Below are 26,785 nucleotides of genomic sequence, written 5' to 3'. Positions count from 1 at the left end.
TAGATAATTCACTATGACTTTGCCGTATGCCATCAGCAACGCTAAAGTGCGAGATTTAACCTAACGTTAAGACTTGGCTAAATTAGCTTTAGTTATAGACTAAGCAAGCTTTCTCAGCATAGTTACTGATAATTTGTCTGCTCTATGGCCGTCTATAGTTGATTGTTTTTGAAGTGACATAAAAAAAAAGTATATATAAACACATTTTAACCTGGAATTATAACAATCTTTAAACAGACATACTAAAGCAATAAAGATTCAGCAAAGAGAGCTAAGACGTATGGTCGATGCAACAAAATAGAGTTTATGTTCAAATAATCCTTAGCTTGACGCTTCAAAATTCTTAATAGGATGTAACTATGCAGGCAGTGCTTAACTATCCCAAAATTGCAGTTATTCGCCCCCAAGGGTGCTTAAATGCTGCAAACGCTCTGGAATTTGAACGAGATATGGCTACAGCGTTGGCGCAAAATGGTATTTCCACCTTGGTAGTAGACCTCGCAGCAGTAGAATCGTTAGACAGCGCGGGGTTGATGGCATTGTTATCTACACACAAGCTGGCTCTTACTTTAGGAAGAAGTTGCCAACTTAGCGCTGTTGCCCCACAAATTAGAATGATTTTTGAACTGACGCAACTCGATAGGGTATTTGAAATATTAGACGCTGAAGCCAAATTGGCCCAAACATAACTTTATGTAAAAGCATAAAGGTTGAGGCAATAAGTGGACTTTATGTAAAGGAGTTGTAAGTTGCAACGATAAAATCTGTTAGAAGACCTAATTCAATGCTAATGTTGGGTTTAGGTAGCTGTAATTAAGGTAGCTAGAAGATAGCACAGTGGTTGTTGCAGTTGAAAAATTAATAACGTCGGATATTTTAAAGCCAGCACGTTACCTGGGTAACGAGCTGTTAGCAGTACACAAACCTTGGGATACGGCAGGAATACGTTGGGTTTTAACCTACCCAGAAGTATATGAAGTCGGTGCATCTAATTTAGGGCACATCATCCTTTATAACGTCTTGAATGTCCAACCGCGTCAATTGTGCGATCGCGCCTACCTCCCAGGAAAAGACCTGGCAGCCAAACTACGCGAAACTAATACGCCATTGTTTGCGGTAGAGTCAAAGCGACCTCTGATAGAATTTGACATTTTAGGCTTTAGCCTCAGTTACGAACTGGGTGCAACTAATATCCTCGAAATGTTGGATTTGGCAGGAATTCCCTTGACGTGGCGAGAGAGGCAGGGAAGCAAAGGAGCAGAGGAGCAGGGAGGCAGAGAATCTACCGATACCCAGTCAGCCTTTCCGTTGATTTTCGCTGGCGGGCAAACAGCGACATCAAATCCTGAGCCTTATGCTGACTTCTTCGACTTTATCGCCCTTGGAGATGGAGAAGAACTGCTGCCAGAAATTGGTTTGGTATTAGAAGAAGGCAAACAAGCAGGATTAAGTCGGGAAAATCTGTTACTGGATTTGGCACAGATACCAGGCGTATATGTGCCTCAGTTTTACGATATGGCAGAGGATGGCTCAGTTCACCCTCTGCGCCCAGACGTACCAAAACGAATTCTGCGACGGGTTGCAACTCCCATACCAGCATATTCTATTGGTTTGGTTCCCTACGTAGAAACAGTGCATGACCGCTTGACCATTGAGATTCGGCGTGGTTGCACTCGTGGCTGTCGCTTCTGTCAACCAGGAATGCTGACTCGACCAGCACGGGATGTAGAACCCGATCGGGTTGTAGAAGCAATTGAACAGGGTATGCGGGCAACTGGTTACAATGAGTTTTCCTTACTATCTCTGAGTTGTTCTGATTATTTGTCCCTACCAGCAGTGGGGATGGAAATCAAAAATCGCTTAAAACATGAAAATATTTCTCTGACTCTACCAAGCCAACGGGTAGACAGATTTGATGAGAATATTGCCAACATCCTTGGAGGTACGCGCCAAGGTGGACTGACTTTTGCTCCAGAAGCTGGTACTCAGCGGATGCGAGACATTGTGAATAAGGGATTGACAAATGAAGAATTGTTGCGGGGGGTGAAAACCGCTTGGGAGCAAGGCTGGGATAAAATCAAGTTGTATTTTATGATTGGCTTGCCAGGTGAAACCGATGCTGATGTTTTGGGCATTGCCGAAACAGTAAGCTGGTTACAGCGAGAATGTCGGGGTAAGGGCAGAAAACCCCTAAACTTTAACCTGACAATTTCTAACTTTACGCCCAAGCCCCATACACCATTCCAGTGGCACTCAGTTTCTACCGCTGAATTTAAACGCAAACAAAACCTGTTGCGGCAAGAATTCCGCCGAATCAAGGCAGTGAAGGTAAATTTTACCGATGTCCGCATTTCGGCAATGGAAGATTTTGTGGGACGAGGCGATCGCAATTTGAGCAAAGTAGTCCGCCTTGCCTGGGAATTGGGTGCTGGTATGGATTCTTGGTATGAAAATTTAGATCGAGCTTTTGGTGCTTGGGGATCTGCGATCGCCCAAGCCGATTTAGATTGGAAATACCGCCAAGTAGAAAATGGCGAATGGAATTTGTTTCACGCAGAAGCGCCCAAGGGCAAAGAAGATGGAGAAAATACCCAACTCCTAACTCCTAACTCCTCACTTATTGCTCCCCACTCCCTCGATATTCCCCTACCTTGGGATCATATTGATACCGGGATTGATAAAAAGTGGCTCAAAGAAGACTTGCAACGCGCTCTAGAAGCTGCAATTGTACCCGACTGCTCTTTTGAAGGTTGTTCTCATTGTGGCGTCTGTGGTACTGATTTTGGGCATAACGTGGTGATTGAATCACCTGCTATCCCAAAATTCGCAGGCGAGTTTGTTCCCAACACAACTAAGGCGCAAAGACTGCGAGTTTGGTTTGGCAAACAAGGTAATATGGCTTTGATGAGCCATCTAGATTTAATCCGTCTGTTTGACCGAATTGTGCGGCGAGCAAGCTTACCAATTGCCTTTACTGGTGGGTTTCACCCAATGCCACGCATTTCTCTAGCAACTGCTTTGGCTCTAGGAGCTACTAGCAGCGGTGAAATTGCAGATTTTGAGTTAACTGTGCCAGTGGAAGTTGATACTTTCTTCAGAAAGTTGGCTCGTGAAATGCCCACAGACATACCTATATATAATGTGGAACAGATAGATTTAAAAGCTAGTGCCGCTACCCAACTGCTAGAGACCGCAGAGTATTTAATTACTGTAGCAGCACTTGCAGAAACAACACCCATACAATGGCAAAACTGGATTGATACAATCAAAGCAAAAGAGGAACTTTGGTACGAGCAAATAACTAAATCAGGTAAAAGCCAGTTAATAAATCTGCGCGATCGCTTATTTGAACTGGAATTAGTGGAAACCCAGAAAAGCGTTGCAGAATCTATGTCATCTGTAATCCGTTATCTAGGTAGCTATCGCCAGGATGGTTTGGTGTTGCGTCCCGAACAAATCCTGTTTATGCTAGAGACAGTGGCTGGTGTAGAATTTGAACTCCTGCACATCCACCGCAATCGGCTAATTTTAGGGGTATAATCCCTGTAGGGCAACTTGCTAGTAGTTGTCCTAAGATGGCAGCTCACAGGAATTGATTTTTAGCAAGGTTGCGTTAGAATAGGGTGAAGAGAAATTTTCTGGCGCTGCATTGAATTAGCTGGTTCACTACCCTGATATTCAGGGGGCGAAAGCAAAGATATTAGAGTGCAACTTCTAGGATTTTATCCTAGACAAACAAAAAGCAGATTAAAGAATGCACACTCTCTCTATAGCTACCTTGTGAATCAGTAACTAACAGCAGGCTCAGTTAGCTTCTCTAAATCCATGCTTTTAAACAACTGCTGAATGTCTAATCCAGGTAGTGCCCAAGAGCTAGTGCATTACTTTTTTAGAGTTAAAGCAACTGCTGTCGGTTATGCCGACTTGTTGTAGACGTTCACGAGACGCGCAAAGTGCTGTTTGTCTTAGGCTAGAGCGGCTCAAGGCAGTTTAGCAACTGGCGCAGCTGAGTATAACCCTAAGATAAATCCAGGGAATGGAAAATAGAAATAGTTTCTTTTTCTTAACGAATTCAGTAGGTTACTCTCAAATAAAGCATCCTGAGTTAAAATGCTCACTCAGGATTTAGAACTTTCAACTCAGAACTCTCAAGATTTGAGGGTATTGCATCACAAATCAACCACGGACGGTTGATTTAATTGCTTAAACGATATGCAGCAGTTCTGAAATAATCAGCCGTAAAAACGCTCTTAAGAGCGCCAATAGCTATTTAACTTAGAAGCTCAGATTTGCGATTTTTATTATCAGTAGCGCCTTTTGAGGGTTGCGAGGGCAGCGAAAGTATAATATCAGACCGAGAAAACACTAGTAATTAAAACTGAGGCGGAGACGCAGGTAGTTTTGAATTATTAAGTAACTAACCGGACTTGATACAACAAACCTCAAACCTGTAAGTGCTGCCAATTTTTGAGGAAATTGAATGCCGAAACAAATTATCATTGCGGAGCAGCACCAAATTGCTGCGGTTTTTTCTGAAGATCAAATACAAGAACTCGTTGTTGCTACGGGTCATCATCAAATAGGTGATATCTACTTAGGAGTAGTAGAAAACGTATTGCCTGGGATAGATGCAGCTTTTGTCAATATTGGCGACCCAGAGCGCAACGGTTTTATTCACGTCACCGACTTGGGGCCATTAAAGCTGAAGCGTACCGCGGCAGCAATTACAGAACTACTTGCACCACAACAGAAAGTTTTGGTGCAAGTAATGAAAGAGCCAACGGGGACAAAAGGACCCAGGCTCACGGGTAATATCACCTTACCTGGACGCTATGTAGTACTGATGCCTTATGGTCGAGGCGTAAATTTATCCCGACGGATAAAAAGTGAAAGTGAGCGTAACCGCTTACGAGCGCTGGCGATTTTGGTTAAGCCGGCGGGAATGGGTTTGCTTGTGCGTACAGAAGCAGAAGGCAAACCCGAAGAAGCGATTATGGAAGACTTGGAGTTACTGCAAAAGCAATGGGAGGCCATTCAGCAGGAAGCCCATTCTACCCGTGCTCCAGCACTGCTCAACCGAGACGATGACTTTATCCAGCGCGTATTGCGGGATATGTACGGCGCGGATGTCAATCGAATTGTCGTCGATTCTAGTACTGGTTTGAAGCGCGTCAAACAGTACTTGCAGAATTGGAGTGGCGGTCAAACACCGCAGGGATTGTTGATTGACCATCATCGCGATCGCTCCCCAATTTTAGAGTACTTCCGCATCACTGCTGCGATTCGAGAAGCCCTGAAACCAAGGGTAGACCTACCTTCTGGCGGTTACATTATCATTGAGCCAACGGAGGCATTAACCGTAATTGATGTTAACTCAGGTTCCTTCACGCGATCGGCAACAGCTAGAGAAACAGTTTTGTGGACAAACTGCGAAGCAGCAACAGAAATCGCTCGCCAGTTGCGTCTGCGAAATATCGCTGGGGTGATCGTTGTTGATTTTATCGATATGGAATCGCGACGCGACCAACTACAAGTTCTCGAACACTTTAATAAAGCACTCAAAGCAGACAAAGCTCGTCCCCAGATTGCCCAACTTACCGAACTGGGTTTAGTAGAACTGACCCGCAAACGTCAGGGTCAAAATATTTATGAATTGTTTGGTGAAACTTGTCCCACCTGTGGCGGTTTAGGACATACCGTGCGTCTGCCTGGAGAAATCGAAAACCGATTGCCAATACCGGCAGAGACACCAGAGCGCGAACGTTTTGTATCCTTGCCTCACCGAGAACCACGTCAGCCATCTGCCCGCATCCCGGAACCACGAGAGACATACGATGGATTTGGGGAAGCATTTGACGGCGACTCGGAATTGAGCAACCTAAATCTGATCAATCATCCTAGTTATCAAGAACTTAATGATAAGCGCCGTACCCGGACTCGCCGCAGTCGAATTGGTGTCAATGGGTTAAACGGGAAAGATGAAGCTCGAATTGTTCCCAATCCCCTGGCTTTTGTTAACGAGCCAGATTTAGACCTGGATGTAGAACCAGAACTAGGAGTTGCACCAGAAATTCCCTCGCCCACCCTTGGCAAACCAGGCTGGAGTGAAAGAGTAGAGCGCACTAAAATTATCAAGGCAGAACCAGTTAAGCCAGTGGTAGAACCACCGGAGATTAGAACTGTAGAAATGAGCCTTCAAGAACAGGATATATTTGCCTTGATGGGAATATCTCCCTTGGTGAAGTTAGAGCAAGAGGTTAAAAATACCAAGTCTGTGATTATTAATGTGATTCAGCCCGGTCAACAGCCAACGACCCCAATTGAATCAACCTCAGAATCACCTATTGTCCAAAAAGCAACACCTGAAATAATCACTATTGCCCAAAAGGCAACACCTGAAATAACTGCAAGCAAAATACCGACACCAAAAGTTATTGAGCCAGAACAAAAATCTTCGATCGAAGAGACAACTGAACCATCGGAGTTGACTGTGAATCCTTCGGGACGCTTGTCTGCGAAAGCCGCTGCCGCGAATGAGATCGCAGATGAAAATGAAGCTAATAGCAGCGCCACTGCCAGCCGTCGCCGCCGTCGCCGTTCCTCAGCGATCGAGGATAATTAATTTGCTTTATGGTAGAAATATTGCCAACGCCTTTGGAACAATCCACTTGGTTGGAGTTTTCTACCTTGTTAGGGATTCCAGGGTTGGTTGCAGGTGTTGATGAAGTAGGGCGAGGCGCTCTATTTGGCCCTGTGGTGGCGGCAGCAGTGCTCCTACCAGATCGCGCTTTGCCAATACTGATGGCAGCTAAAATCAAAGACAGTAAAAAGTTGTCTAGTTCTCGGAGAACTCAGCTAGCGCAGCAAATTTGTGCGCTGGCTATAGATTGGAAAATTGGGTTTGCTTCTACTGCCGAAATTGACAAGATAAATATTTTGCAAGCGACGTTGTTAGCAATGAAGCGGGCTGTGCTGAAGTTAAAGGTACAGCCTGCACTTTGCTTGATTGACGGCAATCAGTCAATCAAAGATTTGCTATTGCCGCAACAAACAATAGTTAAAGGAGATGAGCGATCGCTCGCTATTGCCTCTGCTAGTATTGTCGCTAAGGTTTGGCGTGACGATTTGATAATGCGTCTAGCATTAAAATACCCTATGTACAACCTGGAGTGTAACAAGGGTTATGGTAGCCAGCGGCATTTGCTGGCTTTGCAACAATATGGGCCGTCGCCTCTGCATCGTCAGTCTTTTCGTCCTTGCCAAATCAAAGGTCTGAGTGTTGAGTGATTGAAGAAGAATACAGAATTCAGAATCAATTAGTTTAGTAGGGGATACGCTGCGGGAAGCAAGCTACAGACCTTCCATTAATTACAGAATTCAATTTTGAATTCTGGCTTCTGCATTCTGTTTGTTAAAAAATTACTCAGCATTCAGGATTGGTAATTCAGTACTATCACTGTCAAGTCCTCTATCTTTGGTTTGTGATATCACCCAGTAGCGATAATCTGCCAAAAGTTGATTTAATAACCGTTGCTTGACTGACAACAGTACGCTTTTGAGCAAACCATTGCCAGTAGTTTCTAAAATCGGCTTAGGAGTAAAAGAAAATGGCGGTGGGAAATCCACCACCACTTCTAAATCAGCTTTTCCTTGCAGGCGAGTGCCAGTGCTAAACTCTTTGGGAGACAAATAGCCTTCTAAATTGAGAGCAAAGCGCTGGTTAATATACTCGAAACCTAAAATTTCACAGTTTAGCGATCGCAAATAAATTATTCCATTTGATTCTGCCCAGACTCTCATGTCTACAGTAGGCTGAATACTGAATGACATAAAAGTTAGCGGACGCATTTTCAAGCGAAATACTTCTTCAGAAAGCTGCTGAATCCGACTATTGTCAACCAAAGCCTTAACCAGGCGTTGAGGCTGACGCAAGTAGTGCTGAATGGGAATAGGCTGCTCTGGAACAGCGATTTCAACCGATTGGGAGGCAGTAAACCGGGTAGCCATGAGCTAATAAAAATATCTGTTTCTTAATTTTAATATTTTTTAACAACTTAGTTCTGATTATTAGAAAAGTACAAAATTTATTGACTATAAAAATGATTATTGCTTATCAGCTATACATCATTAGCAAAAAATTGGTACGCTCATTCTATCTTTAGTTCAGGAAATATAGATTAGGATTTAAGTCTTGACATAAAATCAAGGATATGCTTATTTGTCTGGATAGAAACCAATATAATTGCTCTTAAATCTTCATAGGGATTTAGCAAAAAACTGCTAGAAAATCTATCTTATCTACTACAAGACTCATTTCCATCACTTGTTTTCTTGGATACATATTTCGTTCTATGCGTTTAGTGCGTAAATTTTAAAAATAACAGTGTTTAGTAGAGTAGGTGTTGAATATATTTTCCAAACCAAAATATCATAATCTCTGTTTCTGCATTTAACTCACAACTTGGTATAAAAGCATGACTTTATCGATCGCACATTTAGGGCCTCCCGGCACTTACACAGAGCAAGCAGCTGTTTTTTATGTCAACTGGCTAACTAAAAGTACGGGAGTTGAAGCTAGGTTATGCCCCTATCCCACCATCCCCCAATCACTGTACGCCGTTGCTGATGGTCAAGCTCATTTGGCTGTTGTGCCAGTAGAAAATTCTATTGAAGGAAGTGTGACTACAACAATGGATACACTATGGCAGTTGGACAATTTACGAATTCAGTTGGCTTTGGTATTACCCATTGCCCATACATTAATTTCTTGCGCGTCTAATTTAGATAAGATTAAGACTGTTTATTCTCACCCGCAAGCCTTGGCACAATGTCAGGGATGGTTAGAGCGGTTTCTCCCAGATGTGCAGATTATTCCCAGCAATTCCACAACCGAAGCACTACAGCGATTGGAGCAAGAGACAACAACAGCAGCGATCGCTTCTAGTAGAGCTGCTCAACTTTACAACCTGCCGATACTTGCTAGTGGTATCAACGATAATCTAGAAAACTTTACTCGTTTTTGGGTAGTAAGTCAGGGTGAGATGGACACTGGATATCAGGCAACAAAAGCGCCTGCTAGTCACACATCGCTGGCTTTTAGTATGCCTGCCAACACACCCGGAGCATTAGTTAAACCTTTGCAAATATTTGCTCAACTAGGGATTAACCTCAGCCGAATTGAATCTCGTCCGACGAAGCGATCGCTAGGCGAATACTTGTTTTTCATGGATTTAGAAGCAGATGCCAAGGAAGCACAGATGCAATCTGCTTTAGCAGAATTAACTACCCACACAGAGATTTTAAAAATTCTTGGCGCTTACAATGTTTTACCGATAGCCACCCTTAATTAAAAAGTTAGAAGTTATTTGTTAAGAGTTATCATTTAGGATTCACCAGTTATCAGACAGGAAATATAAATTATAAGTTGTCGATCTGTTATTTTTGTTTTTTCTTCCTAACTCCTCACTTTTAACTCCTAACTCCTAACTCCTCACTTTTCACTAAATGTATCTTTGAGAACAGCGCGAGCCGCCAAGTGATTCCGAGTAGAAGTTAAAATTTCAGCTTCTCGCTCTAGACGAGTTACAGTATCTTGCATCTCTAACAATAATTGCTGCTCTGCCGCCACACCATAAAGATTACTGGCTACCCAATAAGATAACTCTGTTGGTAGATCGGGCAAATCTTCTGGCAATTCAATATTTTGTTCGGTTAATTTGGCTGACAGACGCACCACATCTCGCAGCAGTTGTTCTACTTCAGTTGATAAAGGTCGCAAATCTTTAGTTGGTGCTTGGTCTTCAATCCATTCAACTAAGCCAACACGGTATGGCTTTTCACGAACATACTCTAAGACACGAAATCTTTGCTGCCCTAAAGTCATCATCTTGATCCGATCGTCTGGCAACCTTTGGTGATGAATGATTTCGGCACAGCAACCAGTGTTTGCAATTGTACCTTTGACTGGATCAAACATCAAAACACCGAACCTGCGATCGCTCTCCAAAATCGTATTCATCATGATTCGGTAGCGAAATTCAAATATGTGCAGGGGTAATGGCCTGGTAGGAAACAGAACTACTTCGGGTAACGGGAACAGAGGTAGTTCGCGAACTGCAATTTTAGAAGATGATGTCATTGTTACTTTGGTATAAACTTAATCTTTAAAATTTCTTTTTCTCTGCTTTTCCCGTACTTTATCTACATTCTATCATTTGTTTTCTAGCTAAATAAAAGCCCTGAGATATATTTCTTCAGGGCTGTGTAAATATTCATACTAATGTTCTTTGTCCTTCGTCCTTTGCTAATGACAAATGACCAATGACTAATGACTAAATTAAAGTTTGACTTCAATATCTACACCCGATGGTAGATCCAATTTCATCAGGGCATCAATAGTCTTAGAGGAGGGCTGGTAAATGTCAATAATCCGACGATGAGTACGGGTTTCAAAGTGCTCCCGTGAATCTTTATCTACGTGAGGCGATCGCAGCACACAATAGATCCGGCGTTTTGTTGGTAAAGGAATTGGGCCTATAGCTGTAGCGTTGGTGCGGTTAGCTGTGTCTACAATCTTCTCGCAAGATGTATCTAATAGGCGTCGGTCAAAAGCTTGTAAGCGAATTCTAATCTTCTGCTGCTGTAGAGTTGCCATCTTTAGTTTTCCAGGTTCTGCGTAATTAGGGGAGTATTTACAGGTTAACGGTTACAAGTTATCGGTTACAGAAAACTATCACCTGTCCCCTGTAACCTATTACCTTATTTATAGAGGGAAGAGAAAGGAGCAGAGAGGCAAAATAAATACCATCTCTGCTCCTTTGTTATGAGCAAAAAGGTGCTTGCTACTTGATAATTTTGGAGACGACACCTGCACCAATGGTGCGACCACCTTCGCGAATAGCGAAGCGCATTCCTTGTTCAATAGCAATCGCGTTGATCAATTCTACTGTCATCTTGATGCGATCGCCTGGCATCACCATTTCTACTTCTTTGCCTTCATCGGAAGTGTAGGCTTTGATGGTACCAGTTACATCAGTTGTCCGCACGTAGAACTGGGGGCGGTAGCCAGCGAAAAATGGAGTCTTACGACCACCTTCTTTTTCTGTTAAGACATAAACCTCACCTTCAAATTCATTGTGAGGTTTAATCGAACCAGGTTTAGCGATAACCATACCCCGTTCAATATCAGCCTTCTGGATACCCCGGAGTAGTACGCCAGCGTTATCCCCAGCCATACCTTGGTCGAGACTCTTCTTGAACATCTCAATACCAGTTACGGTTGTAGCGCGAGTATCTCTGATACCCACTAGTTCAACGTTATCGCCAACTTTGACTACACCCCGCTCAATCCGACCGGTGGCAACAGTACCACGACCTGTAATTGAGAACACGTCTTCTACAGCCATTAGGAAGGGTTTATCAACATCCCGCTCAGGAGTGGGGATGTAAGAATCTACAGCATCCATCAGTTCATAGATTTTGTCTACCCACGGATTTTCACCGCGTTTGGTCTTGGGATTCTTGGTCATTGCTTCCAGAGCTTGCAGACCAGAGCCTTTGATAATGGGGATATCATCGCCAGGGAAATCATAGCTGCTTAACAGTTCTCTCAGTTCTAGTTCTACTAGTTCCAAGAGTTCTGGGTCATCCATCAAATCTTCTTTGTTCAAGAAGACAACCAGACTGGGAACGCCTACCTGTTTTGCCAACAGGATGTGTTCGCGGGTTTGGGGCATAGGGCCATCGGTAGCAGCAACTACGAGGATACCTCCGTCCATTTGGGCAGCACCGGTGATCATGTTCTTCACATAGTCAGCGTGTCCTGGACAGTCTACGTGAGCATAATGCCGACTTTCGGTTTCATACTCTACGTGAGCAGTATTGATGGTAATACCCCGTGCCTTTTCTTCTGGGGCATTATCAATTTGGTCGTAGCCCTTAGCTACAGCTTGACCAAGAGCTGCCAATGTCAGGGTGATGGCTGCTGTCAAGGTAGTTTTACCGTGGTCAACGTGGCCAACTGTACCGATATTAATGTGGGGTTTATTCCTTTCAAACTTTGCGCGTGCCATGAATGCTCATTTCCTTATTTTAACTAAGCGTTCCCTTTGCTTTTTGCAATGATAGTTTCAGCTACGCTGCGAGGCACCTCTTCGTAGTGGCTGAACTCCATCGTGAAGATACCCCGACCTTGCGTCTTTGACCGGATATCAGTGGCGTAGCCAAACATGGTCGCCAGTGGAACTTTGGATGCGACCTTAGCAAGTCCCTGTTCGGTGCTTTGACTTTCAATTTGCCCTCGGCGAGCAATGAGGTCGCCAATGACGTTCCCGATATAGTCTTCAGGAACTTCAACCTCAACTTTCATCATAGGCTCTAAAAGGACAGGTGAAGCTTTCAGCACAGCCTCTTTCATTGCCATTGAACCAGCGATTTTGAAAGCCATTTCCGAAGAGTCCACATCGTGGTATGACCCATCAATTAGCGTTGCTTTAACGTCAATCAATGGATATCCAGCTAGAACACCGGATTCGCAGCTTTCTTTCATTCCTTGTTCTGCGGGGCCAACATACTCTTTAGGTACTGAACCGCCAGCAATTTTGGAGACGAACTCAAAGCCAGTACCGGGGTCTCCAGGCTCCAAATTGATCACAACGTGACCATATTGACCTTTACCACCACTTTGGCGAATAAATTTGCCCTCAACTTTATTCACAGCTTTCCGAATTGTTTCTCGGTAAGCTACTTGTGGCGCACCTACATTCGCTTCCACTTTAAATTCTCGTAACATCCGGTCTACTAGAATTTCTAGGTGTAGCTCTCCCATCCCCGCGATCACGGTTTGGTTTGTTTCCGGATCGACGCGGACACGGAAGGTGGGGTCTTCTTCTGAGAGAGATTGCAGAGCCTTGGACAACTTGTCCATGTCGTTCTTGGTTTTGGGTTCAACCGCCACCGAGATTACAGGCTCAGGGATGAATAGGGATTCCAGAATTACTGGCGATGCATCATCACAGAGAGTGTCACCTGTCAAAGTGTCTTTCAATCCCAAAGCTGCTCCCAAATCACCCGCTCGCAGTTCATCGACATCTTGCCGATCGTCTGCCTTCATTAGAACTAAGCGGGAAATTCGTTCTTTTTTATTCTTACTAGCGTTGAGAACGTAGCTGCCCTTTTTCAGGACACCAGAATAAACGCGAACAAATGTCAGGCGACCGTAAGGGTCAGCCATAATCTTGAATGCCAGAGCTGCTAGGGGTTCGTTGTCATCAGCCCGCCGCTCAACAGTATCGCCATTCGGCAGTAAGCCTTGAATTGGCGGTACTTCACTTGGCGCTGGCAAGTAATCTACAACGGCATCCAGCATCAACTGTACGCCTTTGTTTTTGAATGCCGAACCGCAAAGGACTGGTACAATTGTCCCCGCAATTGTGCCTTTACGCAGGGCAGTGCGAACTTCCTGTTCTGTAAGTTCTTCGCCATCGAAGTACTTAGCCATCAGAGCATCATCGGTTTCTGCCGCGGCTTCTATTAGCTTGGTACGGAATTCGTCTACCTGCGCTTGTAGTTCTTCTGGGATATCAGTTTCCTGAATATCAGTTCCTTGGTCATTAGCGTAAATATACGCACGTTGCCGTACTAGGTCAACGATACCTCGGAAGTCATTTTCACTACCAATTGGTAGTTGAATGGCGATCGCATTTGCCCGCAGGCGATCGCGGATTTGCTCGTGAACTTTATAAAAGTTCGCTCCGGTGCGATCCATCTTGTTGATAAAGGCTATCCGAGGAACTTTGTAGCGCTCTGCTTGCCGCCACACTGTCTCAGACTGCGGTTGCACGCCACCCACAGAACAAAATACTGCGATTACACCATCCAACACGCGCATGGAACGCTCAACTTCAATTGTGAAGTCTACGTGACCCGGAGTATCGATAATGTTAATTTGATGATCTTTCCAGCTGGTACTAATAGCAGCGGCAGTAATGGTAATTCCCCGTTCCCGCTCCTGCTCCATCCAGTCTGTGACGGCAGTTCCTTCATGAACTTCGCCAATTTTATGAATTATCCCAGAGTAAAATAATATTCTCTCTGTTGTTGTTGTTTTGCCCGCATCTATATGCGCCGCAATACCAATGTTGCGTACTTTCTCTAGCGGGATCGTGCGTGCCACAGCTACCTCCTATAGTTTTTGCCTCATGATATCTTGTATATTACTCTTTGTTAAGATTCTATACTTTTACGGAAAACCGTCTTTTTTTGTAAATCTACGATATACCGCTTTGGCAAGGCGATATATCGCTTATTTACTTAGTAACGATAATGTGCGAATGCTTTGTTAGCTTCCGCCATCCGGTGTGTTTCTTCGCGTTTGCGAATGGCATTGCCAGTTTCGTTGGCAGCATCCATTAACTCATTTGCCAATTTGCTGGCCATTGTCCGGCCTGGTCTTGACCGGGAATATTGCACTAACCAACGCAGTGCTAAAGTAGTGCCCCGTTCTGTACGCACTTCCATTGGTACTTGGTAGGTTGCTCCACCAACTCGCCGAGCCTTTACTTCTACTAAAGGCGTGGCATTTCGCACTGCTCTTTCAAAGGTTTCTAAGGCACCAGCACCAGTGCGTTCTTCAATAGTTTTTAATGCATCATAAACAATGCGTGCGGCAAGTGATTTTTTGCCATGACGCATGATCCGTCTGATAATCATGCTCACAAGGCGACTGTTATATACGGAGTCAGACGGAACTGGGCGCCTTTGAATAACACCACGACGAGACATACTTCACCTTTAATTCGGAATTGGCAACGAAATTATATGCTATCAGACACCGGAAACTAAAAGCGGTACAACCCAACCCTCAGACTTCCTCAATTTTTTCGACCGTTGCAGCAAGGCTGACTTATTTACTGCCAATTTTTGATTTTTGATTTTTGATTTTGGATTAAAAGTTTTCGGTATATATTCCGATCGCAAGGATCTGAACAAATCAAAAGTCTGTAAGCCTAATTCCCTTGTGGGTTTGACCAATCCAAAATCGCAAATCGTTCGACTCAGCGTAGCCGAAGTCTAAAATCTAAAATTGCTTGACTTGCTACCTGCAACTAAATACTCAAGGCGACAAGATTATAAACTTTAATGTTCAGATGAGAAATTCGCTGTCAGTTACAGCTTTCTCTTCAGAACATCTACACTTGCTCGCTTAGTGTAGATGTAGCTTGCTTGATTTTTTGAAACAGACTTTAGCAGCCTTCATAACTACTGTTAGAACAAAGACGGCGATCCTTCTTTTGCCCTTCAGCTTTTTTAAGGTAGACGATTAATCGCATCGAACACGATCAATCGCCTAATCCTATTTTTTCGCTTCTTTAGGACGCTTGGTTCCATACTTGGAACGGCCTTGCTTGCGGTCTTTGACTCCGGCTGTATCTAGGGTGCCACGGATAATGTGGTATCTCACGCCTGGTAGATCCTTAACCCGACCGCCACGAATCATCACAACTGAGTGTTCTTGTAAGTTGTGACCAATGCCTGGAATGTAAGCTGTGACTTCAAATCCAGAAGTAAGTCTGACTCTTGCTACTTTACGTAGGGCTGAGTTAGGCTTTTTTGGTGTGGTCGTGTAGACTCTGGTACAAACTCCCCGACGTTGGGGACATTGTTTCAGAGCCGGGGACTTGGTTTTCTGACGCGCTTGTTCGCGCTCATTTCGTATTAGCTGCTGTATTGTTGGCATGAGTTACAGCGCGTAAAGCTGCTTATGGTCTAAGTTTTAACAAATCCTGATTATATCTTTTTTTACGGCTTTATGTCAATTGCTATTTTTCCTTAGCGATCAAACATCTGTTTTTTGACTAATTGTTCAATCATTAAGGACTCAAGGAGAAGGAATTGCCACAGCCACAGGTAGCGATCGCTTGGGGATTGTGGAATCGAAAACCACCACCCATTAAGTCTTCTGAATAATCAACTCTCAAACCGTTAAGGTAATTTAAGCTTGCGGCATCTATGACCACTTGAATCTCATCCAAGTCGAAAACCTGGTCGTCAACTTTTATTGCTTCATCGAAGGACATATCATAAAAGAACCCGGAACAACCACCTGGTTTTACTGCCAATCGAAACAAGACATTTGTTTGCTTGGACTTTATTCGCCCAATCTCACTTACGGCTGCTTGACTCAGATGAATCATGGAACTCGTTTTTTGCAATTGAATACCCCATCTTCCATTTTACAGATAGGTTGACCCTTGCTTGTGCAAAATTCCAAATCACCAAAGGCTTGAGCGCGATCGCTATTACTACATTTATAACACTAACATGCTTCAGTCCCCACCTTGACTAGGTAGGGACTTCTGGGGTGTAGTAGTTCGTTTACAAAGACGGTTTACACAAATTAGCTTTGGGATTAAAGCTTTAATAGCGTTCTTTTGGTTTTAATCTTTGGTACGAGCATAGTCATCTTGGTAGCGAATGATATCATCTTCTCCCAAGTATTCGCCATTTTGAACTTCAATCAATACCAAGGGGATCACGCCAGGATTCTCTAAACGATGAGATGTACATTGAGGTACATAGGTTGATTCATTATTGCTCAGTAGTACTTCTTTCTCACCACAAACTACTCTAGCTGTACCAGAGACGACAATCCAATGTTCGCTGCGGTGATGGTGCATTTGTAGACTGAGGCGGTGTCCAGGCTTAACTTCGATGCGCTTAATTTTGTATCCGCGCCCTTCTTCCAAAACTGTAAAAGCACCCCAAGGACGTAATTCAGTTGCAGCAACGCCCCTGGAAGTTATGGTTGGAGGGAGGTGTAGAGTTTCAGTCTGTGTAGTTTCTTGATATCGAGCCATAGTTACCTCATTTGAAGACATAACAAACCGTTGATACTCTTAATTATTGATAAAAAATCTGGCGCTATCTTGCAACCTTGAAAATCAGCAATTTTGTCGCACTTTGATAAACATAGCAAAATCAAACCTTATGGTGTAAACCATTACTACTAAAATTCTGATGTCTACACCAAGTCTTCATCAAGCAAAATGACAGCTTATTCTAAGCTTTAAAAAGTGACTGGGATTGGGGATTGAGTTTTTCCCTATTGCTTCATTTTCGTGGTTGCAGGAAAATACCAATTCCGTTATGAACACGAGCAGCGGTACTGGGCGATCGATCGAGTAGTTGTCCTCCTAAATAAAGGCTGGTAGAACTACCACCGTCCAAATTTAGGGCATCTACACAGCCCATCTGTTGCATCAATTGAGCATGTTCTGCCAAATTAGGCCCATAACCACCGACACGATTATGTGTGGCAGTAATCATTAGTGTGCCTGTTGGCGTTGTGCAAATACCGCTGCGAATAGCCTTTTCGGCAATAAAGGCATTGCTGAATTTTTCACCTTTGGCATCAAGGACAATTTGACGATTTTGGAGTAATAGCGGCCCAGCACCGATAATGTGGGTATAACGACTAAAATCAGCTGGAGTAGTGGTGCTGGAAATACTTACTGCGCTTCCAATAGGTAGCTGAGAGGCAGCAGTAGTAGCGTTAGCGCGTAAAGTTAGCAGGTAGCCATCCTGGGGAATCGGAACCGCTGTCGCACCAACTTTGCCGCCTGGTAACTGATTAGTAATTTGGTCTTTTTCTACCACTAAGATAATTTCGTTATCTGTCAGGGGCGTGTAAGTTGATCCCCAAGCTGAAGTGTAACGAGCAATGCCACTCTGGACGTAACCACTGTTGAGAAACAGAATTGGTAGGCGCTGGTCATTTGCTGTAATTAAAGTTTCTTCTAAAGTGAGACGACCGAAGTAAAATTGGCCTGAATCATTCCAAGCGATCGCACCTCGGTTAAGAATGGGGCCTGATAACCATTGACTATCTCGACGAATCGCACCCAATGGCAATCTATTATTACGGTTAAAATAACCACCATTAATTCCTGCTACTGCTAAGTAACGTTGGGCTGTTTGAATTATGGGAGCAGTACCCGCAAGTCCATCAGGACTAGCCCACATAGGTTTCAAGGTTAGTCCAAATTTGCGAGGATTAACTTCTAACCAGACTACAGGAAAACGCTCTGTGCCTAAGTTGACATAATGTTGTCGCCAACGCAATCCTGGGGCCCAAGTAATATCCCGTTCTTCTAGAGGATCGGGTCGAATATTGATAATCAGGCGATTGGGGTTATCTACAGTAGTAACTTGAGGCAATAGACCAAAGGGAACGCTTAGACTAATAATGGTTTGGTTTTTCACCACCTCCACTTTTTGAATCAGTGGTTCAGGGGTTGGGGCTGGTGCTGCTGGTATTGGTTGTGTTGGTGTAACTGGTAATAATTGTTTGAGCAAGTTTGGCAGCAATGTTGGTGGTGCTGTCGGTGCTGCTGGTGGCTGGGGAGTATAGCGTTCTATCAAAACGGGATCGGCGATTCCATCGAGAGTAATTGTCCACTGTCTATTTGGCGGTGTAGTGGGTTTGGGGGTTGGCGTGTCTGGATCGGAAGATGGAGTTTGCGGTTTGGCGATCGCTGACCCTTGTGCAACCTGCCAGGGAGTAGGACGATCTAAATCGACAAGAATCCGAGACTGTTGCAAAGGGGCACTCGCTTCTGGAGGTTCCTGGCTCTGAACAATATTTGTTATTTGTGTTTTTGGGGTAGCAATCACCAAAATGTTGCCATTAGCTTGGATTTGCCAGCCAGATGTTTGAGCAAAATTAGTGATATCCAGATAGCGATATGCTCCTAGTAGCCTAGTGGCTAACACCTGTGGCTTTGTCATCGGCGAAAACCACTGTATTGGTTGCTTCGCTGAATTACTACTGTTTAAGAAATTTACTCCAATTAATTGCCTGAATGCCCCGTCACTGAGATGAGTTGTCACCTGTCCAGATTTTCCAGGTCGCTGTAACCAAGTTCCTGGTAAAGTACGACCATTGAGGGAAATTTGATTACCAGAGGATGCCACACCTGGTAAAGGAGGTGCGGGTGACTGTGATATTAACCTGGGTGTTGATTTGGTGGTTTTTGGGGACTCCTGGGCGTTGGTAGTATAGGTGGTAGTTAAGCACAGTGCTGTCAAAAGTATTGATGACACAGTAGCCCGAAAAAACTTGCGATGCCTGCGGCGGGCGTAGCCATCGCTAATCTCTGATTGGCAACAATTCGGCATTTTTACCATAATTTACTAGGTACTTTGGAAAACTATTACCCAAGCTTTAAACTAACCAATTATTTGGAAATATAAAGGAAACATGACTTTATTTTTGAATAAATATGATAATCTATATATTGGCTAGTTATCTCTTTTAGACACACATTAATTTATTTAGACGCTAAAGCCACTGCAATCAAGCTTTTTAACTCTCACTAATTCTAACCACACTATATACGGTAGTTTTGGTTATCAAAATTGGATTAAGATATTTAATCCTAACTGAAGGTTGCTACTGTTATTACTTCAGTAATGTCTAGTTAATAGTAATACATGCGGCAACTGGTAAGCGGCAAAATTCTAGACAACAACAAAAATATTTGGGAATTGTCAAATGGGTATATATTGTAATACGCTGATTTTATTGCTGGATCGGGATAACCAAATAATTACTAATTCGTAATTCGTAATTCGTAATTAAAAAGGTACACCAGATCGGACTCAATTTTTAATTCAATGGTTAACAAGGCAATGGAGGGTAGAACCCCTCACTGATTGCAACCACGAATTAAGGTAGCGTAGCGTAAAGCTTTTAGCATAGCTTCTCTCAGAAACGCAACGCGACTGGTTAGAGTGAGTTCTTGATTGTCACGAGCAATTACGAATTATCTGGGTTGTGGCTTTAAAAAATAGTGCAGCGTTCAGTTTTAGTTTTGTTTCAGGTGAGCCGATATAGGCTCCATGAGTAGCTAGCGTGCATCTGGAAAAAGAAATTGAAAAAATACTTAGCTTCAAAATATAAAAAAGAAACTGTCAGGGCAAAAATAATGTCTTGGCGGAGGTAAGTTGTCTAACACCGCATAAACACATAAAAATACGCAATTATTTTAACACGGGGGAACTGATAAAGTAAAACCGAAGTTAAAATTTTTTTTCCCTAAATTTCGGTGCTTATATATTTTTCCATCGCTGAATTTAGAAATTTTTTCCCACAATGTAGTGGCAAAATTGGTAACTCAATACTTCAGGAACAGGGTATGAATAATAAACCGATGAATCAAGGCCAGAAAATCACAGCGAATATCAACTCAAGAGATACCTATCAGGGGCAAAAGTGGTTAGTAGAGGAACGAGATGCCTGTGGTGTAGGTTTTATTGCTCATCGCCAAAATTATACCAGCCACGAAATTGTCGAAAAAGCCTTAGCTGCTTTAACCTGTTTAGAACACCGGGGAGGTTGTAGCGCCGATCGCGACTCTGGTGATGGTGCTGGAGTATTGACAGCAATACCTTGGGAGTTGTTCCAACAAGACTTTGCCCAAAAGGGGGAGGAATTTCCATCTAGCGATCGCATAGCTGTGGGGATGATATTTCTACCACAAGACCAGCAAGCTGCACAACAAGCGAGGGTGACTGTTGAGCAAGTAGCTGCTGAAGAGAAATTAATTGTATTGGGTTGGCGAGTAGTGCCAGTGGAATCTGATTTGCTGGGGGTACAAGCAAGAGAAAATCAACCCCAAATTGAACAAGTTTTGTTAGCTTCTGTTGACAAAAGCGGTGATGAATTAGAACGGCAGTTGTATATTACCCGCCGCCGAATTAGTAAAGCTGCAACTAACATCTCAGAAGAATTTTATATCTGCTCGTTGTCAAGTCGCACAATTGTCTACAAAGGCATGGTGCGTTCTGCTGTCTTGGGCAGCTTTTATAAGGATTTAAAAAATCCAGCTTACAAAAGCGCCTTTGCTGTTTATCACCGCCGCTTTAGCACCAATACCATGCCCAAGTGGCCCCTAGCGCAACCGATGAGGCTTTTGGGTCACAACGGCGAAATCAATACCTTATTGGGTAACATCAACTGGATGATGGCACGAGAAGCTAGCCTGAATCATCCTGTATGGGGCGATCGCATCCAGGAACTCAAGCCATTAGTTCATATTGATAACAGCGACTCAGCCACTCTAGACAATGTAGTGGAATTGCTGGTTTGCTCTGGACGCACCCCCTTGGAAGCCTTAATGATTATGGTTCCAGAGGCTTACCAAAATCAGCCTTCTTTACGTGAATCTCCCGAAATTGTTGATTTTTACGAATATTACAGTGGTTTGCAAGAAGCTTGGGACGGGCCAGCACTTTTAGTATTCAGCGATGGCAAAAAGGTTGGTGCAACTCTAGATCGTAATGGTTTAAGACCAGCTCGTTACGCAATCACCAAAGATGATTACATTGTTGTAGCTTCGGAAGCTGGGGTGGTGGATTTCCCAGAAGCCGATATTGTCGAGAAAGGTAGACTCGGCCCAGGGCAAATGATTGCCGTGGATTTAGAAAATCATGAAGTGCTGAAGAATTGGGAAATTAAGGGGCGCATCGCCAAGCAGCATCCTTATGGAGAATGGCTGCAACAGCACCGTCAAGAACTTAAACAAATTGTCAGTAGTCAGTCGTCACATGTGAATGGTAATGGACATCTGGCTGCTGAGAATGGTAACGGGCATAGTCCAACTGACAAAATTGACAAGCAAACCTTACTTCAGCGTCAAACTGCCTTTGGCTACACCACAGAAGATGTAGAAATGGTGATTCATCCAATGGCGATCGCCGGTTCAGAACCGACTTTCTGCATGGGTGATGATATTCCCTTAGCGGTGCTGTCACAAAAGCCCCACCTGCTTTATGACTATTTCAAACAGCGCTTTGCTCAGGTGACGAACCCAGCGATCGATCCCCTGCGGGAAAAGCTAGTGATGTCTCTGAAAGTCGAACTGGGTGAACGGGGTAACTTATTAGAACCTAAGCCAGAATATGCTCGGAGATTGAAACTCGAATCGCCAGTGTTAACTGATGGTGAATTAGAGGCGATTAAGCTGTCAGGATTTGCCACGGCTGAGTTGTCAACTCTATTTGCGATCGCTAGCGGCCCAGAAGGATTGAAAGCCGCAGTGCAATCTTTGCAAGCACAAGCAGCTGAGTCAGTCCGAGCAGGTGCAAAGATTTTAATATTAAGCGATCGCGATTGGGTCAATGACAGTATCAACACTGAATATACCTACATTCCTCCCCTATTAGCAGTGGGTGCGGTGCATCATCATCTGATTCGTGAGGGGTTGCGAATGAAAACATCCCTAATTGTCAATACTGCTCAATGCTGGAGTACCCATCACTTTGCTTGTCTGATTGGCTATGGTGCTGGCGCAGTTTGCCCGTACATGGCTTTAGATACGGTACGTGATTGGTGGTCTGATCCCAAAACTCAAAAGTTAATGGGTGTGCAAAAAATTCCCACCCTCACCCTAGAACAAGCTTTAGGAAACTATCGCAAAGCAGTAGAGTCAGGTTTGCTGAAAATTCTCTCCAAAATGGGAATTTCTCTGCTTTCTAGCTATCAAGCAGCCCAAATCTTTGAAGCTATTGGCATCGGTGGAGATTTAATCGACCTGGGATTCCGTGGGACGACTTCCCGCATCGGTGGTTTGAGTGTTACCGAACTTGCTGATGAAGTGCTTTCCTTCCACGTCAAAGCTTTCCCAGAACTAACGACCAAGAAGTTAGAAAACTTGGGCTTTGTGCAGTACCGTCCTGGCGGCGAGTACCACATGAATAGCCCCGAAATGGTTAAGGCGCTGCATAAGGCTCTAGATGGGAAAAACTACGACCACTACGAAGTTTATAAAAAGCACCTCCAAGGCAGACCAGTAACAGCCTTGCGAGATTTACTAGACTTCCAAGGCGATGCCTACGGCGGCAAGCTACGCACCCCAGTTCCTCTAGAAGAAGTGGAATCGGTATATGAAATAGTCAAGCGCTTCTGCACCGGTGGCATGTCTTTAGGCGCTTTGTCAAGAGAAGCCCATGAAACTTTAGCGATCGCGATGAACCGCATTGGCGGTAAATCAAATTCTGGAGAAGGCGGCGAAGATCCTGTCCGCTACACAGTTTTAGATGATGTAGACGAGTCTGGTCACTCGCCAACCCTACCTCATTTAAAAGGATTGCGGAATGGCGATCGAGCTTATAGTGCCATTAAGCAAGTTGCATCGGGACGCTTTGGTGTCACCCCAGAGTACCTAGTCAACGCCAAACAAATTGAAATCAAAATTGCCCAAGGTGCAAAGCCTGGGGAAGGTGGGCAACTGCCAGGGCCCAAGGTGAGCCAATACATTGCGATGTTAAGACGCTCCAAACCAGGTGTGACGCTGATATCGCCACCACCGCATCACGATATTTATTCTATTGAAGACTTAGCACAACTGATTTTTGATCTGCACCAAATTAACCCCAAAGCAAAGGTGTCGGTGAAGCTAGTTTCAGAAGTTGGCATAGGCACGATCGCGGCTGGTGTAGCGAAGGCAAACGCTGATATTATCCAGATTTCTGGACATGATGGTGGTACAGGTGCATCGCCACTCAGTTCGATTAAACATGCTGGTTCACCGTGGGAACTGGGTTTAAGTGAGGTGCATCGCGTCTTGATGGAAAATGGCTTGCGCGATCGCGTGATTTTACGCGTAGATGGCGGACTCAAGAGTGGTTGGGATGTGGTAATAGGTGCATTGATGGGCGGTGAAGAATTCGGTTTCGGTTCCATTGCCATGATTGCTGAAGGCTGTATCATGGCGCGGATCTGCCACACAAATAATTGCCCCGTGGGAGTCGCCTCTCAGAAAGAAGAACTCCGCAAGCGGTTTACGGGAATACCGGAACAAGTAGTCAACTTCTTCTACTTCATTGCCGAAGAAGTGCGGAGTTTGTTAGCCCGACTTGGCTACCGTTCTTTGTCAGAAATCGTTGGACGTGCAGATTTGTTAAAACTGCGCCCAGAGGTAAATCTCGCCAAAACGCGATCGCTGAATCTGGACTGTTTACTTCAGCTACCAGATAGCAAAGACAATCGTAGCTGGTTGGTGCATGAAGAAGTTCACAGCAACGGCGTGGTTTTGGATGATAAGTTCCTTGCCGATCCTGACATTCAGGCTGCTATTAGGGATCAGTCTACTGTCACCAAAACTTACCCAATTATCAATACTGACAGAACAGTGGGTACAAGATTAGCGGGTGCGATCGCTTCCCAGTACGGTGACAGTGGCTTTGAAGGACAAATTAATCTCAACTTTACAGGTAGTGTTGGGCAAAGCTTTGGTGCTTTCAACCTCCCAGGCATAATTCTCAGCCTAGAAGGAGAAGCAAACGACTATGTAGGTAAAGGGATGCATGGTGGTGAAATCATCATCAAACCTCCAACTGATGCTACCTATAACGCATCACAAAACGTGATAGTTGGTAATACCTGCCTCTATGGTGCTACTGGCGGCATATTATTTGCCAACGGTCTAGCAGGAGAACGCTTTGCTGTGAGAAACTCCAAAGGCCTCGCAGTAATTGAAGGCGCTGGGGATCACTGTTGTGAATACATGACAGGTGGTGTGATTGTTGTCCTTGGCAAAGTAGGACGTAACGTAGCTGCTGGAATGACTGGTGGACTGGCATACTTCTTGGATGAAGACGACTCATTTCGTGAGTTAGTCAACCCGGAAATTGTCAAAATACAGCGCGTGATTACCGAAGTAGGTGCAAAGCAACTGCAAGAATTAATCCAAAATCATGCAGAACGCACTGGTTCACCAAAGGCGAAGAAAATTCTGCAAAACTGGCAAGAATTTTTGCCGAAATTCTGGCAGTTAGTTCCGCCTTCTGAAGCTGATAGTCCAGAAGCCAATCCTGAAAAAACAACTGAGTTAAGTTTGGTAAGCAGTCATTAAGAGACTTCTAACAAATAAATTCAATCTTGTGAGGCAGGCCAAAAGGCCTGCCTTTTTATAAAATAAGGTTTTCAGCACCAAAAAACTTTCGTAATAGTCATGTAATAATATCAATACGGGATCAATATTTGGGCGATCGTTCTTTGAAAAAAATTTTTGGTTCACAGCTAGAGTGCCCTTAATTATCAGTCTCTAACCGAACGCAAAAATAACCATGTTAACCAAAAAAGATAATTTTAGTATTTAGCCAATTACTATTGACTAATGACTAATTATTTATAATTAATAATTATTACTTTTTGTTAGCAAGCAACTTTCGATCTGTATCTTCGATTTCTAAAAGTTCTGGAATAGTCACAAAGCGATAGCCTTGCTTTTTAAAGTTGCTAATAATTTCTGGTAAAGCTTGCACAGTTCTAGAACGATTACCACCACCATCATGCATTAGCACAATCCCACCAGGTTTAGAATCTTTAATCACGTTATCGATCAACTTTGGTACAGTTGGTAACTTGTAGTCTGTGGAATCGGCTGACCACATCACCACAGCATACTTTTGTCCTTTAGCATAACCAGCTAATCCATTGTGTAGGATACCACCGGGCGGTCGGAACAGATTTGTTTTGACACCTGTAACTTGATAAATTAAGTCTGTTGTGCGCTCAATTTCAAAAGCTGCTGCTTGTTGATTAAAGAAGTGATACCAGTGATGCCAAGTATGGTTGGCAATGACGTGACCTTGAGCGACAATCTGCTTTCCTAACTCTGGATAATTTTTTAGGTTCTGCCCGACTACAAAAAACGTCCCTTTGATATTATTTGATTTCAGAATATTTAACACTTGCTCTGTAGTCTCAGGCCAAGGGCCATCATCAAAAGTGAGAGCAATCACTTTCTCACCCTGAGTAAGCTTTGCAGCCTTAATGATTTCCCCTTGAAAACGTGATGGTATGGGGTAGGCTAGACCCTTTGTTTGTGCTTCTTGTTGCCAACTTGTAAGCATCGCCGTCTTTAATTTCTCAAGACGCTGCTGAGTTCCTACGTTTGCAGATACATCCTTGATATTTATACTTGGTCTACTTTGAGCATCCGAAGCATTTGGCCTCAGAAGCATCATAAAAGCAAGACTAAAAACACCACCTAAAGCAAGTAGCGCAATTAATATTCCTTCTGGCCACAGAAACGACTTATTGTTTTCCACCTCAACGCTCCTTCAAATATCGAACCATCACCACGGTTATGACGGTACGTTATAGCACATTTTTACTAGATATTTGGATACCAGCTGCTTTCTGGTAATTATGGAAATTGGAATTGGTACTAACGGGAATTCAGAATTGATTAAGAGCGACTATATTGCTTTAACTAAAATCTATATGCTCTCGATTTGGGCAGCGTTGAATATACAATACTTGGTACTGTATAATTTCAACCCAGTCATAAAAGGTAAGCTTTGAGCTTCCACATTCTTACCACTAGCTCTAAGAAGGAGAGGAACACAATCAAATAATTAACCACACCCCAAAATCCTTTTAAATAGGAGTTATGAATTAGTTGCTATTTTTCAGATCACCGCTAAGGCAGCATTATCCTTTCAAGTTTTATAGATTTTCAAATAAGATGAACTTAGTTGTCATACCTACAATTTGCACTTTTAGCAGACTGATTTTTTTTAGCCAGACTTTCTCGCTATAAAACTGTATAGTTTACAACTTAAGTTAATTGTTTGATTAACATACAAAATTACTTAAAAAGGTGGAGTCTCTTTAAAATAAGAGTCTAGTACACTATTAGTTCTATCTTGATAAGATATATTTTACTGCCTGTTGCCATTGTTTCCTTTTTAAGAAAAAGTTAAATTTTCAACTGAC

17 protein-coding genes are annotated in these 26,785 nt (G+C 43.6%); 6 read left to right on the top strand and 11 right to left on the bottom strand.

What is annotated here, in order from left to right:
• Positions 1-359 precede the first annotated feature (359 nt).
• From ACM0OX_RS12120 to ACM0OX_RS12105, 4 genes are all read left to right on the top strand, one after another.
• Positions 360-689, top strand: coding sequence for an STAS domain-containing protein (locus tag ACM0OX_RS12120; protein WP_334872143.1), 330 nt, complete (start codon positions 360-362; stop codon positions 687-689).
• 148 nt (positions 690-837) lie between these two features.
• Entirely contained in the window at positions 838-3,540 is a 2,703-nt protein-coding gene (locus ACM0OX_RS12115; RefSeq protein ID WP_414515081.1) for a TIGR03960 family B12-binding radical SAM protein, read from the top strand.
• Between the two features lie 940 nt (positions 3,541-4,480).
• A complete protein-coding gene (locus ACM0OX_RS12110) occupies positions 4,481-6,622 on the top strand; it encodes an Rne/Rng family ribonuclease (RefSeq protein WP_414515079.1) in 2,142 nt (713 codons plus the stop codon).
• 8 nt (positions 6,623-6,630) lie between these two features.
• Positions 6,631-7,287, top strand: coding sequence for a ribonuclease HII (locus ACM0OX_RS12105; RefSeq protein ID WP_414515077.1), 657 nt, complete (start codon positions 6,631-6,633; stop codon positions 7,285-7,287).
• 132 nt (positions 7,288-7,419) lie between these two features.
• Here ACM0OX_RS12105 and ACM0OX_RS12100 read toward each other — a convergent pair whose 3' ends face one another.
• Complete coding sequence (locus ACM0OX_RS12100) at positions 7,420-8,007, bottom strand: DUF1997 domain-containing protein (protein WP_414515076.1); 588 nt, start codon at positions 8,005-8,007, stop codon at positions 7,420-7,422.
• A gap of 467 nt (positions 8,008-8,474) precedes the next feature.
• Between ACM0OX_RS12100 and pheA the strand changes: the two genes are divergently transcribed.
• Complete coding sequence (gene pheA / locus ACM0OX_RS12095; protein WP_414515075.1) at positions 8,475-9,350, top strand: prephenate dehydratase; 876 nt, start codon at positions 8,475-8,477, stop codon at positions 9,348-9,350.
• A 140-nt stretch (positions 9,351-9,490) separates the two neighbouring features.
• Here pheA and ACM0OX_RS12090 read toward each other — a convergent pair whose 3' ends face one another.
• The 9 genes from ACM0OX_RS12090 to ACM0OX_RS12050 all read right to left on the bottom strand — a co-directional run bounded on the left by ACM0OX_RS12090 (position 9,491) and on the right by ACM0OX_RS12050 (position 19,176).
• Complete coding sequence (locus tag ACM0OX_RS12090) at positions 9,491-10,138, bottom strand: LON peptidase substrate-binding domain-containing protein (RefSeq protein WP_414515074.1); 648 nt, start codon at positions 10,136-10,138, stop codon at positions 9,491-9,493.
• 198 nt (positions 10,139-10,336) lie between these two features.
• Positions 10,337-10,654 (bottom strand): 30S ribosomal protein S10, encoded by a 318-nt coding sequence (rpsJ, locus tag ACM0OX_RS12085; RefSeq protein WP_008232935.1) that lies wholly within the window; start codon positions 10,652-10,654, stop codon positions 10,337-10,339.
• Between the two features lie 187 nt (positions 10,655-10,841).
• Complete coding sequence (gene tuf / locus ACM0OX_RS12080; RefSeq protein WP_118168986.1) at positions 10,842-12,071, bottom strand: elongation factor Tu; 1,230 nt, start codon at positions 12,069-12,071, stop codon at positions 10,842-10,844.
• A gap of 23 nt (positions 12,072-12,094) precedes the next feature.
• Entirely contained in the window at positions 12,095-14,173 is a 2,079-nt protein-coding gene (gene fusA / locus ACM0OX_RS12075) for an elongation factor G (protein WP_414515072.1), read from the bottom strand.
• Positions 14,174-14,310: 137 nt separating this feature from the next.
• Positions 14,311-14,781, bottom strand: a complete 471-nt coding sequence (gene rpsG, locus ACM0OX_RS12070) for a 30S ribosomal protein S7 (RefSeq protein ID WP_069070112.1) — start codon at positions 14,779-14,781, stop codon at positions 14,311-14,313.
• Between the two features lie 571 nt (positions 14,782-15,352).
• The gene (gene rpsL / locus ACM0OX_RS12065; RefSeq protein ID WP_012410236.1) at positions 15,353-15,736 is read right to left on the bottom strand and encodes a 30S ribosomal protein S12; all 384 of its coding nucleotides are present in this window, start codon (positions 15,734-15,736) and stop codon (positions 15,353-15,355) included.
• Between the two features lie 133 nt (positions 15,737-15,869).
• Positions 15,870-16,193, bottom strand: coding sequence for a HesB/IscA family protein (locus ACM0OX_RS12060; protein ID WP_292815805.1), 324 nt, complete (start codon positions 16,191-16,193; stop codon positions 15,870-15,872).
• Positions 16,194-16,436: 243 nt separating this feature from the next.
• The gene (locus ACM0OX_RS12055) at positions 16,437-16,856 is read right to left on the bottom strand and encodes a cupin domain-containing protein (protein WP_099099760.1); all 420 of its coding nucleotides are present in this window, start codon (positions 16,854-16,856) and stop codon (positions 16,437-16,439) included.
• Between the two features lie 253 nt (positions 16,857-17,109).
• A complete protein-coding gene (locus tag ACM0OX_RS12050; RefSeq protein WP_414515070.1) occupies positions 17,110-19,176 on the bottom strand; it encodes a phosphodiester glycosidase family protein in 2,067 nt (688 codons plus the stop codon).
• Between the two features lie 1,019 nt (positions 19,177-20,195).
• Here ACM0OX_RS12050 and gltB point away from each other — a divergent pair.
• A complete protein-coding gene (gltB, locus tag ACM0OX_RS12045) occupies positions 20,196-24,914 on the top strand; it encodes a glutamate synthase large subunit (protein ID WP_414515069.1) in 4,719 nt (1,572 codons plus the stop codon).
• A gap of 292 nt (positions 24,915-25,206) precedes the next feature.
• Here gltB and ACM0OX_RS12040 read toward each other — a convergent pair whose 3' ends face one another.
• Positions 25,207-26,115 (bottom strand): polysaccharide deacetylase family protein, encoded by a 909-nt coding sequence (locus ACM0OX_RS12040; RefSeq protein ID WP_414515068.1) that lies wholly within the window; start codon positions 26,113-26,115, stop codon positions 25,207-25,209.
• Positions 26,116-26,785 lie beyond the last annotated feature (670 nt).

The sequence above is a fragment of the Nostoc sp. PCC 9305 genome, from assembly GCF_963920915.1.
Taxonomy (GTDB): Bacteria; Cyanobacteriota; Cyanobacteriia; order Cyanobacteriales; family Nostocaceae; genus Nostoc.
Note: the sequence above shows the minus strand (reverse complement) of the source record. Positions and strands in the feature narration are given on the sequence as shown.

Excerpts from the sequence above, each read along its gene's own strand:
- ACM0OX_RS12055 (WP_099099760.1), bottom strand. The coding sequence starts at position 16,856 with ATGGCTCGATATCAAGAAACTACACAGACTGAAACTCTACACCTCCCT.
- ACM0OX_RS12060 (WP_292815805.1), bottom strand. The coding sequence starts at position 16,193 with ATGATTCATCTGAGTCAAGCAGCCGTAAGTGAGATTGGGCGAATAAAG.
- pheA (WP_414515075.1), top strand. The coding sequence starts at position 8,475 with ATGACTTTATCGATCGCACATTTAGGGCCTCCCGGCACTTACACAGAG.
- ACM0OX_RS12110 (WP_414515079.1), top strand. The coding sequence starts at position 4,481 with ATGCCGAAACAAATTATCATTGCGGAGCAGCACCAAATTGCTGCGGTT.
- ACM0OX_RS12100 (WP_414515076.1), bottom strand. The coding sequence starts at position 8,007 with ATGGCTACCCGGTTTACTGCCTCCCAATCGGTTGAAATCGCTGTTCCA.
- ACM0OX_RS12105 (WP_414515077.1), top strand. The coding sequence starts at position 6,631 with ATGGTAGAAATATTGCCAACGCCTTTGGAACAATCCACTTGGTTGGAG.
- rpsL (WP_012410236.1), bottom strand. The coding sequence starts at position 15,736 with ATGCCAACAATACAGCAGCTAATACGAAATGAGCGCGAACAAGCGCGT.
- rpsG (WP_069070112.1), bottom strand. The coding sequence starts at position 14,781 with ATGTCTCGTCGTGGTGTTATTCAAAGGCGCCCAGTTCCGTCTGACTCC.
- tuf (WP_118168986.1), bottom strand. The coding sequence starts at position 12,071 with ATGGCACGCGCAAAGTTTGAAAGGAATAAACCCCACATTAATATCGGT.
- rpsJ (WP_008232935.1), bottom strand. The coding sequence starts at position 10,654 with ATGGCAACTCTACAGCAGCAGAAGATTAGAATTCGCTTACAAGCTTTT.
- gltB (WP_414515069.1), top strand. The coding sequence starts at position 20,196 with ATGAATAATAAACCGATGAATCAAGGCCAGAAAATCACAGCGAATATC.
- ACM0OX_RS12090 (WP_414515074.1), bottom strand. The coding sequence starts at position 10,138 with ATGACATCATCTTCTAAAATTGCAGTTCGCGAACTACCTCTGTTCCCG.
- ACM0OX_RS12050 (WP_414515070.1), bottom strand. The coding sequence starts at position 19,176 with ATGCCGAATTGTTGCCAATCAGAGATTAGCGATGGCTACGCCCGCCGC.
- ACM0OX_RS12120 (WP_334872143.1), top strand. The coding sequence starts at position 360 with ATGCAGGCAGTGCTTAACTATCCCAAAATTGCAGTTATTCGCCCCCAA.